The following is an 11,784-nucleotide window of genomic DNA, read 5'->3' as shown; positions in this document are numbered from 1 at the left end:
ATGGAAGTAGAGGTACCAAAGATATGTGGCTGAGCAAAGACCATCAGCGTTTTTTCATGACAGGGAAGGAGCAACCGCTGCCTTTGTTTATAGAAAGCATAGGAGAGAACAACAATCAGGAGCCGATTGAAAGGCCTGCTGGCTATCCCTGTTATCACTGGCTGCAAACGGTAGACGGCGAGGGGGCATTCTCATTTGAGGGCAGAACCTATCCACTTCCTAAAGGGACGGGAATCCTGCTGGCTCCTAATGTGCCGCACCATTACAGCGGGAGAGGTGAAGGCTGGTCAACGATATATATTACCTTCAGCGGTCCGCAGGCAGCAGCGATCCTATCCTCATTGGACTTGCAGGAATCTGCTTATTATCAGTGGAAAGTGAGCTCGGAGCTCCAGACTCATGGCAAAAGGGTTCTTGACTCCATCGGCAGCGATTTTGATCTAACGGGGCTGGACGCGTCAGGAGACATCTATCGATTCTTACTGCTGCTGAAGAAGCATGGGACGACGGGCAATACGCTCTCCCTCTCACATGCTATGGATCGATTGGCTCCCTTGCTGTCATTTATGGAAGAGAAGATAAGTGATCCTGGTGTTGGGCTTATGGAAATGGCGGAGGTGCTCTCAGTTTCCCCCAGATATTTGAATATGATGTTCAAGCAGTCATTTGGCATTACAGCGTACAGCTATTTTATTCTGAAAAGAATACGTAAATCCAAGGAGATCATGACCTCTGAGCCTCATCTAACCGTAAAGGAGACGGCTGGCAGAGTAGGCTTCCGTGATGCGAGTCATTTTGTTGCTACTTTTCGGAGAATTGAAGGAATTACCCCCGAGCATTTCCGAACGCTCTACTAGAGCTAAAATAATGATTGATGAAAACGATTTAATGTAGGATGATGAATGAAAATTATTCTTTTATTAGATTTGGAGGGATGGCTGTGCAATCTATAAATCTATGGTCTGGAGTGCCGCCGTATGCTGCCGCTGGATTGGAAGATGATTCTCCCACATTAACACCTTATCTGGTGGAGGGAGCTGACAGCTGTGTTATCGTGTGTCCTGGCGGCGGATATTGTCATTTAGCTGATCATGAAGGCGGGCCTGTTGCGGAGTGGCTCAATCAAGCAGGCATTTCGGCTTTTGTCCTTAAATACCGAATTAACCCTCATCGTCAGCCAGCAGCACTGTCAGATGCAAGGAGAGCCGTTCAATATGTAAGAGCGAACAGTGATAAGTATGGGATTCTCCCGAACAAGATCGCGATGCTCGGTTTTTCCGCTGGAGGTCATTTGACGGCAAGTGCAGGAACGATGTGGGTGGAGGGAGATCCAGAGAACGTTGATCCGCTCGAGCGGGTTAGTTCAAGGCCGGATCGCATTGTGCTGTGTTATCCTGTCATAACCATGGAGGAATACGGTCATCAGGGATCAAAAGATGCACTTCTTGGTGACAAGCCGGATGAGGAATTGGTCAGACAATACAGTACTGAACGCCAGGTAACAAGTAAGACGCCGCCTGCCTTCATATGGCATACCCACGAGGATGCGGCCGTTCCGCTGCAGAACAGTCTGGAGATGTCACTGTCTTTGACCAAAGCAGGAGTGCCTCATGAGCTGCATGTATTTGAAGCAGGACGTCATGGCCTCGGGCTCGCAGAGGAGATGGAAGAGACTACAGGCCGATGGAAAGGCTTGTGTATATCCTGGCTTAAGCAGCAGGGCTGGTAATTTTCTTCTTGAGAAACACAATACTGTAAACGCTGCCTTAGTCTATTTGCTTTACTGCAAGTGATTTACATAAGCTGTGATTTAATATTGGATAGGGAGATGGAAGGTATGAAGTTGGCTCAGAACGATAAATTGGTCTTTATAGGGGATTCGGTTACGGATTGCGGTAGAACTCGTCCCGTAGGCGAAGGAAGCATGGGGCTTGGAAATGGGTATGTATACAATGTGGATGCTTTGCTCCAAAGCGTATATCCGGAATTAAATACTCGTGTAATCAATGTAGGGATAGGCGGAAACAATGTTAGGGATTTGAAAAATCGCTGGCAGGAGGATGTACTTGATCTTCAGCCGGACTGGCTGTCTGTAATGATTGGGATCAATGACGTATGGCGTCAGTTTGACAGTCCGCAGCGAAGAGAGCTTCATGTGTTTCTGGATGAGTATGAGGCTACTCTACGTGAGCTGGTTGCTTCAGTGCGTCCTCAGGTGAAGGGTCTTGTCCTAATGACACCTTATTACCTGGAGCCAAGTGTAGAAGATCCCATGCGCTCGACGATGGATCTGTACGGCGCTGCTGTCAAACGTGTTGCTGAGGAATATGATGCCGTATTTGTAGATACACAGGCTGCATATGAACCCATTTGGAAGCAGCTGTACCCAGGAGCTATTGCCTGGGACCGCGTACATCCTAACCACACGGGACATATGGTTCTGGCACGTGCCTTCTTGAACAGCATCGGTTTTGATTGGAATAAATAAGGAGGGATTGGATGACAGAAGTAGAACTGGTCATTGACGCAAAGGCAAGGCTTGCAGAGGGACCAAGCTGGGATGCAGAAGAGAAACGCTTGTATTGGGTTGATATTGAAGGGTATAAGCTTCATATTTATGAACCGGATTCCGGAAAGGACACGGTGCATGAGATGGGTCAGCATATTGGTGCCGTTGTTCCCTATGATCGAGATCATGTTATGGTTGCCTTAAAAAGTGGGTTTCATAGGTATGATCTGACTTCGGGGAAGCTTACCCTGCTTCACAATCCGGAAAGTCATCGGGACGATAACCGGTTTAATGATGGAAAATGTGATCCGAACGGTCGGTTTTGGGCAGGGACGATGAGTCTAACTGACAAGAAGAATCAGGGCGCATTGTATTGTCTAATGAATGATGGTCAAGTCAAAACCGTGCTAACGGAGGTATCTCTCTCTAATGGTCTCGGGTTCAGCCCAGATCATAAGAAGATGTACTATATTGATACACCGACAGGCCGTATTGATCAGTTTGATTTTGATCTTGATACCGGTGAAATTTCGAATCGTGTAACCTTGTTCTCTCTGCCGGAAGGAACCGGCTTCCCTGATGGGTTGACGGTAGATGCAAAAGGGATGATATGGGTGGCACACTATGGCGGTTCCCAGGTATCTCGCTGGGATCCGAACACAGGCAGCCTGATTCAGCATATCGAAGTGCCGGCTTCCAATGTGACCTCCTGCTGTTTTGGAGGAGAAGAACTGGATGAGCTGTATATCACGACGGCTCGTAATGGACTTAGTGAGGAGCAGCTGCTCAAGACTCCGCATGCTGGCGGTGTATTTCGAGTGAAACCCGGCGTGAAAGGACAGCCGACTTACCGTTATAAGGGTATAAAATAGAAACGGTTTCCATATAGGTGCGTATGGATTGATATGTGGTTCAAAACCTAATGGAGGTGGAGACCTATGAATGATCCGCTTCAGGAACAGAACAGGCCCTATACGGAGCCGGCTGATCCCTATAGTGCAAAGGCCAATTTTGAGATTAAACAACAGGAACTGCATGAAAAAGGTTATCCGTCACTATGGAGAGAAGTATCTAATCTGTTGATTCTCTTGGCAGTCATTGGTGTTATCCTCTTCTTAAGCCGTATTCTTTGATTTACTGTTGATAAGATTGAGCCAAGACCCGTTATTTTTAAGTTAGTATCAGCCAAATAAAAAATAAAAGCCTGCCAGGCGTCCTGGCAGGCTTTTATTCGGACGCCTCTTTCGAGACGTCCTATCATGGGAGAGGAGAAACCGGACGAAGAGCTTATGGGGAAACGTAAGTCTTCTCCGCGGTTGTCTACGGCACTTTTGATGCCGATAATTACATCATGACCGCCTGCCCATCAGTTTATACATTGCTTGGTTAATATTTTTTACTCCAGACTTTTTACGCTTTCGTTATTTTCACATCTTACATAGATTGTGGTACGATATCGATATATAGCACACTTACAAAGAATGAAACAGGGTGAAATCAAACGTGAGAGTAATATCAGGCACTGCAAAAGGTAGACCGCTTAAGGCTGTTCCCGGAACCGGAACCCGTCCAACAACCGACAAGGTTAAGGAAGCGGTCTTTAGTATGATTGGTCCTTATTTCGATGGAGGCGTCGTGCTGGATCTGTTTGCGGGAAGCGGCGGTCTCGGCATAGAATCGCTCAGCAGAGGTTCGGACAAGGCTGTATTTATTGATCTGGAACCGAAAAGCATTGAAATTATCCGCGCCAATCTGAAGGCAACGGGTCTGGATAGCAAGGCAGAAGTGTTCCGGAATGAAGCAGGCAGAGCCCTGAAGCTGCTCTCCAAACGAAAATATACATTCGATCTCGTCTTTCTAGATCCCCCGTATCGGATGAAGAATGTGGAAGAGTATCTATCCTGGCTTGAAGAACACAATATGGTGAATGATGACGCCATCGTTGTTGTAGAACATGATGCCGATCATGAATATGGAGAGAGAATAGGCTCCTTTGAGCAAATACGCAAATCTACATACGGGGATACGGCAATTACGATATACGAGTATTCTTCAACCATAGATGAGCAGGATATCACGAACACGGACGCAAACATTGATGACAACATTCGGGAGGATTTAGGCAGATGAGTGAAGCAGGAAATAAGACGGAGAGAGTAGCTGTTTATCCCGGGAGCTTCGACCCTGTTACATTGGGCCACCTGGATATTATTACGAGAGCCTCCAAACAATTTGATCGGCTAGTTGTAGCTGTGCTTAATAATAAGAGCAAGAATCCACTGTTCACGGTGGAGGAACGTGTCGAGCTGCTGCAGATGGTTACAGCGGACCTGCCAAATGTTGAAGTGGACAGCTTCCGTGATCTAACGGCTAATTATGTGAGAGTCAAAGGTGCACAGGTCATTATGCGTGGAATTCGTTCGGTAACTGACTTTGAATATGAACTTCAGCTGGCATCCCTTAACAAGAAGCTTAACAAGGATGCAGAAACCATCTTTATGATGACGAATCCTAAATATTCGTATCTCAGCTCCAGTGTAGTGAAGGAGATTGCAAGCTTCGAAGGGGATGTCTCCGAGCTGGTGCCTGCCGAGGTAGAGGATGCACTCAGACGTAAAGTTATCGAGAAGAAGAATGGCGGGTAGACTGCCATTTGGCGATACACACGGAGATGACGATTAGAGATGTTAACAGTAATACATGGAAGAGCCCCAAGATAACGGCTGCTTGAAGACCTCCTGGTGAGTATTGGGCTTGAATTAAAGGATTTTGTTCGTTATGAAGAAAGACGGCTTTGGAATGATGGAGCCAGCTCTGAATTGGGGGCCACAACAGCAGGACAAGTCCGTAGGAAATACCAGCATGCAGTATACGCCCTATTGTAAAAATACGCGTGTTTATTCCGTATGGAGCAAGAAGCGCAGTTGACTGTAAATGGGAGCTGAGTCCACCCCAGCCAATGGCGGCTGCAAGAAGTGCAAATCCGACTGCATGTGCGGTAATATCAAGGGAACGCATCGAATAAGCTCCGAGGTGAAGCTCGAAAAAAGAGGCCCAGATCCATTCAGGAAGAAAAGGTGTTACATATTTGCCCAGCAGCCGGATGAACACGGAGAAAATGATCATATAGCCGCCGGTCATCATTAAGACTTGAACTGCATGACTTACCGTATCTCCCAGCAGTCTGCCAAAGCTTCTTCCATCCTTTTCCTTGGCTTTCATCATCGCTTCGAGTGCAGAAACAGGTTCGGGCTGTTCATGCAGCTCGGTTGTTTTTGTGGTCTTTTTCGAGGAGAGAGTAACGCGTCCGAGTACAATACCTGCAATGATCCCGCTTATTCCGTGAATGCATGCTAAAATATACCCAACGGCAGGCGCTTCATAGAATGCAGCCCCAATAACCACGAATAACGTCATAGGACTCGCAAAATGGGTGATGGAGGCAAGAATGGCCGCTTCCTTCCCCGTGACAAGCTTCTGCTGGTACAGTCTGGCAGCGGTATCTGCACCAGATGGGAAACCTCCGGTGATCCCGACAGCCAGACCAAGTCCCGTTACACCGGGCAGACGAAAGCCTATGCGCATTAATGGCTCTAAGAGCACGCCGAGACCATGGGTGAACCCGAAGGCAGTCAGCATTTGCGACAGCATAATAAAGGGCAGGAGAGCTGGAAAGACCAGCTTCCACCATATTTGAAGACCTTGCATCGAGGCGTCAAACGCTTCACTTGGAGAAGTGACAACAGCAGCGACGACCAGCAGGGCGCTGATACCGAGAAGCATCGTTTTTACATAAGAGGGAACGTTATTTTTTCTCGTTATTTCCGAATTCAATGGATCTTCACCCCGATCAATAGCTTAGATGGCTGGAATGATATCAGGAACAGCCTGTACTTATGCATTTATATGTGATGAGAAGGGAAAGAAGAACAAGCAGGCAAGCAGGGAGGAGGCCAGAGATTGAGTAATATCACCAAAAGAAGCGGATTTCGCACCGCCGTATATATCTTAAGTTTGGCTGTCGTTGTGTATGTGCTCGTGTATATGCCGACTCCTTATATTGTCACTCAGCCGGGAACGGCAGAATCGGTTAAACCCATGGTATCTGTGAAAAATGGTGATGAGGAGGAAGACGGCAAGTTTCTGATGACAACCGTATCCGCCAGCTATGCGAACCTCTCGCTTTTGTTTATTTCCGCATTTAATGAACATGCACAGATCGGCAAGAAGGAAGAGCGTCTTGCGGGCAGAACTCAGGAGGAATATTCAGCAGAGCAAGTGTGGTTTATGAGTGATTCGCAGTCAGCTGCGATGGAAGCGGCATATGAACAGGCTGGCATTGCTTATGATATTGTTCCAGAATATATCTTTGTCCTCGGTCTATCGAAGGATTCACTGCCAGAAGGAGATATCAAGCCTCAGGATAAAATATTGTCGATTAACGGAGTGCCTACTCCCGACAATACGGTACTGGCGCAGCAGCTTGAGAAGAAGCAGGTCGGGGATACGGTTGAGCTTCAGCTGGATCGCAAGGGAGAGACCATTACAAGAGAACTGAAGCTCGTCCCGATCAAGGACAGTGAAACAGGAGACACCAGGCCTGGACTGGGTGTAATGATCGGTACCCTTCAAACCGTAAAGCCTAAGGATCCTGCACATCAAATTACTTTTACCAATACGGAAATTGGCGGACCGTCAGCAGGCTTGATGTTTACGCTGGAAATATACAATCAGCTGACCCCTGGAGATTTGACCAAAGGCCATGTTATCGCAGGTACTGGTACTATTAATAAAGAAGGAACCGTCGGTCCCATCGGAGGTGTCGTTCACAAGATCGTTGCCGCGGATCGTGAGGATGCCGAGGTCTTCTTCGTACCAGAGGCGAATTATGAGGAAGCGAAGAAGAAGGCAGAATCCATCAAGACGGACATGCTGCTTGTCCCTGTGGAAACTGCGGACGATGCACTCGATTATATCGAGAAGCTGAATGTCAAAACAGAGGTGTAGTCGCTTTATTGGCATGAACAAACGGAAATGATGTAAAGCAATAGGAGCCTGCGCTTGAGAATGATCAAGTACAGGCTCCTTTATCTGTGCCCATGAACACTAGACTCGAATAGGCGATTGATAGTAGTCTCTGTACATAAATTGGCTGTCAGCCGATTCCATGCCTAGACCATATAGAGCAGTCGCCTGAATGTCTCGGGTCAGCTGAGGGTGGCTGAAGGCTGAAGGCTTGATTACGACCGGCAGGGATGCTTTTTTCTTCATATCCTTGAGCAGCTCCTGTCCTCTGTTGTTAAAGCCAAGAACCCGGATATAATGCGGCCCCTCGGCCAGCACAGAAGGCATTAATTCCTCTTTTTTATGATGCAGCAGAATATGAATCAGCATGCGCTGGAGCTTGGTGCGTGTATAGCGTTTTGTTTTTAATGCTTCAAGGAGTGAGTCGACGGACAGCTCCGTGAGCTTGGGGAGCTGGCTCATTATGCGATGCTCAAGCCCTTCGGTCACCTCCGCATATTGGGCCAGCTCTGCTGCGCTTGAGGTGACCAGCTGGGCAAGCAGGGCATCCTTGAAGCGCTCCAGGTGAACCGGAGCGCGTCCTTCCTGCCATTCGCGCCGCAGAATGGCAAGCGTTGCAGCCGGCACGTAAGGCGCCGCTGCTTCGGGTCCTGCGCCGAGGAGCAGCCGGCGCACGGCCGTGGCACTGGCGATGCTGCCGGGTCCCGGCATCGCATCGTGATAACCGGCGCCGGTGCGCTGCGCCGTGAAGGGCCGAATCGCGCTTCCGAGGCGCCTCAGCGCGATCATATAATGCAGCCCAAGTGTATTGTTGGGCTGCTTGAGCAGTGCCAGGGCCCCCGCGGCGTCACCGCCGGGGACCAGCTCTGCCGCAGCCGCTGCGTAGGCTGCGGGGTAGCTTGCGCCTTGCTGCAGCTGCCGCTGGATAGCCTCCGACAGCGCCTTCGGCTCGCTGGCGAGGAGGTCTGCCATGGCAGCAAGCGGCGCAAGCTCTCCGGATTCGCTGCCGAAGCACAGCGAATCGACAACCCCTGTATGGTGCAGTGTAGACACAGCACCATGAGCGAACCATTCTGCCGGTCCTACCGCATAGGAAACCGGCAGCTCAAGCACGAGATCGACGCCCATGGCGAGCGCCATCTCAGCCCGGGCCCATTTGCTCAGCATCGCAGGCTCGCCTCGCTGCAGAAAGTGACCGCTCATTACGGCGACGCTTGTATCAGCACCGGTTATTTTTTTGGAGGCTTCCAAATGGTATACATGTCCGTTATGCATCGGATTATATTCCACGATCAGGCCCACGGTTCTACTCATAATATATTTCACACTCCCTGTTGCATTCGGTAAGGCTTATCTGATAGGTTTATAGAGTCTATTATATCCAAGTTGCGGCGGGTCTGATGAATGAATTGCTCAATTCGTGACGGGTGCGGTGCATTTTGCCTGGATAAATGGATATGCAGGGTGTAAAGTTTAAAGTGTTGACAAACCTCTTTCAAAATCGGTATAATGATTTTTGTTTGTTAGACTGTTTTTCAACATAACTAGCGCTGTATTTGAAGCATACTACAAATGTTGTTAAAATGGTTTATCGTCTGGAGTGATGAACGTGGAAATGTCATTTCGCAAGATGGCCTCGGCTGCTGGACCGATGAAGCTTACAGAGTCGCTGGATATCAGCCATCTAATTCGAAACAACAAGGAAATCACAGCCGTATCCCCGATGCAGGTGGAACTCACATTTACTGCATTGCCGGAAGGCGTGGTAGATGTTCAAGGAACGTTATCAGCCGAAGCAGATATGCTCTGCTCTCGTTGTCTAGGAAATGTCCATGAGCATTTAAATATGAAATTCGCCGAGCAGTTCAAGCATGGAACAGAGCCGGAGGAAGTTGAAGAAGAGGATGATACCTTATATGTGGAAGAGGATACAGTGAATTTGGTTCCTTTCCTGGAAGAATATTTCCTGCTTCATCTTCCGTTTGCCCCGCTGTGCAAGTCGGATTGCAAAGGGCTGTGCCCGAGCTGTGGAACCGACTTGAACGCGAGCAGCTGCGATTGCGACAATACGCCAATCGATCCACGGCTTGCAGGGCTTAAGGATTTCTTTAAATAAGAACAAGAATATTTCTTTTTCTTAAGGTTTGACTTTGATAAGGAGGTGGGAATTGTGGCAGTACCTCAACGGAGAACATCCAAAACTCGTCGTGACAAACGTCGTACTCACTTTAAATTGGCTGTGCCAGGCATGGTGAAATGTGAACAATGCGGAGAATTTAAGCTTGCTCATCACGTATGCAAAGTGTGCGGAACGTACAAATCTAGAGAGATCATCTCTCAATAATATTTTTGTTCAAAAGTAGCGCTTCATCTATTGCGGATGAAGTGCTATTTTTTTGCGAAAAAGTGACCGCCCCTTTCTTTTTGGTGCTACATGTTTTATACTAAGCATTAGTACCTGGTTCTAACCAGTGTATCTTTTTTATTTCATCCTTATTTTTAATACAGTTTGCGTACATACGAACGGGTGCTGGACCATTCGGTCATTTCATTGAAGAATGGTTCACTGCCAGAGCATAGAGAGCTGTACGCTGGTGTCGTATAGATGACTTATATAGAGTTAACGGGTCTTTTTAATGTCACATAAGCAGGGGGTGCTTGATCATAGAACGAATACCGAAGCGACAAAGACAGCAGCAGCTCACTCAAATGATTGAGGATAACCCTTTTATTACAGATCAAGAGCTGACAAGATTACTTAAGGTGAGCATTCAGACGATTCGACTGGATCGGATGGAACTGGGCATACCTGAACTTCGTGAGCGGATGAAGCTGATGGCTGAGAGATCGTATGATCAAGTGCGCTCATTGCCTTTGCATGAAATCATCGGGGATATTGTAGACCTTCAGCTGGATAAGAGCGGGATTTCCATTTTTGAGATTAGAGAAGAACATGTGTTTTCAAGAACAGGAATAGCTCGTGGTCATTATGTTTTTGCACAAGCCAATTCACTTGCTGTTGCTGTTATTAACGATGAGATTGCGCTGACCGCTTCTGCGGACATCCGGTTTGTAAGACCGGTGCATCTGGGGGAGAAATGTATTGCTAAGGCATATGTGCGTTCTACTCCTGAGCAGAAGGGCAAAGCAAAGGTAGAAGTGTTTGCTTATGTCGGAGAGGAAATGGTGTTTCAAGGAAACTTCGTCATTTACCGATCCGCCGGGCAAGATAGTGACGAAGGGGGAGTACATCATGAAGATCGTCATTGATGCAATGGGAGGCGACCATGCACCGGAGGCAACCGTCCAAGGTGCAGTGCTTGCTGCAAAGGAATGGAACGATACGGAGATTGTACTGGTCGGCGATGAAGCGAAGATCAGCCCTTTGCTGGGAGCAGATCGCCCATCGGGTATAACGATAATACATGCTTCAGAGGTCATCGGTTCAGATGATGAGCCTGTAAGGGCGGTTCGGCGGAAGAAGGACGCATCTATGGTTGTTGCCGGGCGTATGCTTCGAGAAGGGCAAGCAGATGCAATGATCTCTGCCGGCAATACGGGCGCGCTGATGACGACAGGGCTCCTTGTGGTGGGCAGAATGGAGGGCATCGAGCGCCCGGCACTCGCCCCAATGATTCCTACGATCGACGATCGCGGAATGCTTGCTCTGGATCTTGGCGCGAACATGGATGCCAAGCCCGAGCATTTGGCTCAGTATGCACTTATGGGAAGCTTATATCGGCAGAAGGTGCATGGAATTGATCAGCCTAGGGTAGGGCTCCTCAATGTAGGTACCGAAGAAGGGAAAGGAAATGAGCTCACCAAGCATGCGTTTCCACTTTTGAAGGAGCTGCCTATTCATTTTGTTGGTAATGTGGAATCAAGAGAAGTGCTGATGGGTGGATGTGATGTACTGGTATGTGACGGCTTTGCCGGCAATATCATGCTGAAGACGCTTGAAGGCACGGCAGCGGGCATTTTTTCTTTACTAAAGGAGCAGTTCTCCTCGTCGCTTAAGAGCAAGCTGGCAGCTGCAATGCTGATGCCGGAGCTCCGGGCGCTAAAGGGCAAGCTTGATTACAAGGAGCATGGAGGTGCGCCGCTGCTCGGTCTTAGTCGTCTAGTCGTGAAGAGCCACGGCTCGGCTGATGCGAATGCAATTAAGAATGCGGTGCGTCAGGCAAGACTGGCCATTTCCAACCAGTTGGTCGAAAGTATATCTAAGGAAATAAGCGGGAGAGTTGAGTGAC

14 protein-coding genes are annotated in these 11,784 nt (G+C 48.4%); 12 read left to right on the top strand and 2 right to left on the bottom strand.

Annotation, left to right across the window (positions count from 1 at the left end):
• The first annotated feature begins 23 nt into the window (after positions 1–23).
• The 7 genes from BLW49_RS02630 (at position 24) to coaD (ending at position 5,154) form a co-directional block, all read left to right on the top strand.
• Positions 24–857 carry an AraC family transcriptional regulator gene (locus BLW49_RS02630; protein WP_076311264.1) on the top strand — a complete coding sequence of 278 codons (834 nt, stop codon included), beginning with the start codon at positions 24–26 and terminating at the stop codon, positions 855–857.
• A 77-nt stretch (positions 858–934) separates the two neighbouring features.
• Positions 935–1,729, top strand: coding sequence for an alpha/beta hydrolase (locus BLW49_RS02625; RefSeq protein WP_083655694.1), 795 nt, complete (start codon positions 935–937; stop codon positions 1,727–1,729).
• Positions 1,730–1,837: 108 nt separating this feature from the next.
• Positions 1,838–2,488 carry an SGNH/GDSL hydrolase family protein gene (locus tag BLW49_RS02620; RefSeq protein ID WP_076311263.1) on the top strand — a complete coding sequence of 217 codons (651 nt, stop codon included), beginning with the start codon at positions 1,838–1,840 and terminating at the stop codon, positions 2,486–2,488.
• Positions 2,489–2,499: 11 nt separating this feature from the next.
• Positions 2,500–3,381, top strand: coding sequence for an SMP-30/gluconolactonase/LRE family protein (locus BLW49_RS02615; protein WP_076311262.1), 882 nt, complete (start codon positions 2,500–2,502; stop codon positions 3,379–3,381).
• Between the two features lie 66 nt (positions 3,382–3,447).
• Complete coding sequence (locus BLW49_RS02610) at positions 3,448–3,642, top strand: hypothetical protein (RefSeq protein WP_076311261.1); 195 nt, start codon at positions 3,448–3,450, stop codon at positions 3,640–3,642.
• A 370-nt stretch (positions 3,643–4,012) separates the two neighbouring features.
• Entirely contained in the window at positions 4,013–4,639 is a 627-nt protein-coding gene (gene rsmD / locus BLW49_RS02605) for a 16S rRNA (guanine(966)-N(2))-methyltransferase RsmD (protein ID WP_076311195.1), read from the top strand.
• The gene (gene coaD / locus BLW49_RS02600; RefSeq protein WP_076311194.1) at positions 4,636–5,154 is read left to right on the top strand and encodes a pantetheine-phosphate adenylyltransferase; all 519 of its coding nucleotides are present in this window, start codon (positions 4,636–4,638) and stop codon (positions 5,152–5,154) included. The genes rsmD and coaD overlap by 4 nt, the downstream gene beginning before the upstream one ends.
• On the opposite strand, the gene BLW49_RS02595 is transcribed toward coaD, so the two are convergent.
• On the bottom strand, positions 5,129–6,343 hold the full coding sequence (locus BLW49_RS02595; RefSeq protein WP_076311193.1) for a nucleoside recognition domain-containing protein: 1,215 nt from the start codon (positions 6,341–6,343) through the stop codon (positions 5,129–5,131). The two genes, coaD and BLW49_RS02595, sit on opposite strands and share 26 nt — an antisense overlap.
• Positions 6,344–6,469: 126 nt before the next feature.
• On the opposite strand from BLW49_RS02595, the gene BLW49_RS02590 reads away from it, so the two are divergent.
• Positions 6,470–7,516 (top strand): SepM family pheromone-processing serine protease, encoded by a 1,047-nt coding sequence (locus tag BLW49_RS02590; protein WP_076311192.1) that lies wholly within the window; start codon positions 6,470–6,472, stop codon positions 7,514–7,516.
• A 99-nt stretch (positions 7,517–7,615) separates the two neighbouring features.
• On the opposite strand, the gene BLW49_RS02585 is transcribed toward BLW49_RS02590, so the two are convergent.
• Positions 7,616–8,848 (bottom strand): nucleotidyltransferase, encoded by a 1,233-nt coding sequence (locus tag BLW49_RS02585; protein WP_090723017.1) that lies wholly within the window; start codon positions 8,846–8,848, stop codon positions 7,616–7,618.
• Positions 8,849–9,137: 289 nt separating this feature from the next.
• Between BLW49_RS02585 and BLW49_RS02580 the strand changes: the two genes are divergently transcribed.
• The 4 genes from BLW49_RS02580 to plsX all read left to right on the top strand — a co-directional run bounded on the left by BLW49_RS02580 (position 9,138) and on the right by plsX (position 11,783).
• Positions 9,138–9,650 (top strand): YceD family protein, encoded by a 513-nt coding sequence (locus tag BLW49_RS02580; RefSeq protein ID WP_305954026.1) that lies wholly within the window; start codon positions 9,138–9,140, stop codon positions 9,648–9,650.
• Between the two features lie 54 nt (positions 9,651–9,704).
• Positions 9,705–9,878: a 50S ribosomal protein L32 gene (gene rpmF / locus BLW49_RS02575; protein WP_076311189.1), complete on the top strand. Its 174-nt coding sequence runs from the start codon at positions 9,705–9,707 to the stop codon at positions 9,876–9,878.
• Positions 9,879–10,207: 329 nt separating this feature from the next.
• Positions 10,208–10,804 carry a transcription factor FapR gene (gene fapR, locus BLW49_RS02570; protein ID WP_170862471.1) on the top strand — a complete coding sequence of 199 codons (597 nt, stop codon included), beginning with the start codon at positions 10,208–10,210 and terminating at the stop codon, positions 10,802–10,804.
• Positions 10,788–11,783: a phosphate acyltransferase PlsX gene (plsX, locus tag BLW49_RS02565; protein ID WP_076311188.1), complete on the top strand. Its 996-nt coding sequence runs from the start codon at positions 10,788–10,790 to the stop codon at positions 11,781–11,783. Before fapR ends, plsX begins: the two co-directional genes overlap by 17 nt.
• Position 11,784: the final 1 nt, after the last annotated feature.

This window comes from Paenibacillus sp. PDC88, from assembly GCF_900106725.1.
Classification (GTDB): domain Bacteria; phylum Bacillota; class Bacilli; order Paenibacillales; family Paenibacillaceae; genus Paenibacillus; species Paenibacillus shunpengii.
This window is presented reverse-complemented; position numbering and strand designations above follow the sequence as displayed.

Bases quoted from the DNA above. Each gene is read 5' to 3' on its own strand.
- BLW49_RS02630 (WP_076311264.1), top strand. From the start codon at position 24: ATGTGGCTGAGCAAAGACCATCAGCGTTTTTTCATGACAGGGAAGGAG.
- BLW49_RS02625 (WP_083655694.1), top strand. From the start codon at position 935: ATGGCTGTGCAATCTATAAATCTATGGTCTGGAGTGCCGCCGTATGCT.
- BLW49_RS02620 (WP_076311263.1), top strand. From the start codon at position 1,838: ATGAAGTTGGCTCAGAACGATAAATTGGTCTTTATAGGGGATTCGGTT.
- BLW49_RS02615 (WP_076311262.1), top strand. From the start codon at position 2,500: ATGACAGAAGTAGAACTGGTCATTGACGCAAAGGCAAGGCTTGCAGAG.
- BLW49_RS02610 (WP_076311261.1), top strand. From the start codon at position 3,448: ATGAATGATCCGCTTCAGGAACAGAACAGGCCCTATACGGAGCCGGCT.
- coaD (WP_076311194.1), top strand. From the start codon at position 4,636: ATGAGTGAAGCAGGAAATAAGACGGAGAGAGTAGCTGTTTATCCCGGG.
- BLW49_RS02585 (WP_090723017.1), bottom strand. From the start codon at position 8,848: ATGAGTAGAACCGTGGGCCTGATCGTGGAATATAATCCGATGCATAAC.
- BLW49_RS02580 (WP_305954026.1), top strand. From the start codon at position 9,138: ATGAACGTGGAAATGTCATTTCGCAAGATGGCCTCGGCTGCTGGACCG.
- plsX (WP_076311188.1), top strand. From the start codon at position 10,788: ATGAAGATCGTCATTGATGCAATGGGAGGCGACCATGCACCGGAGGCA.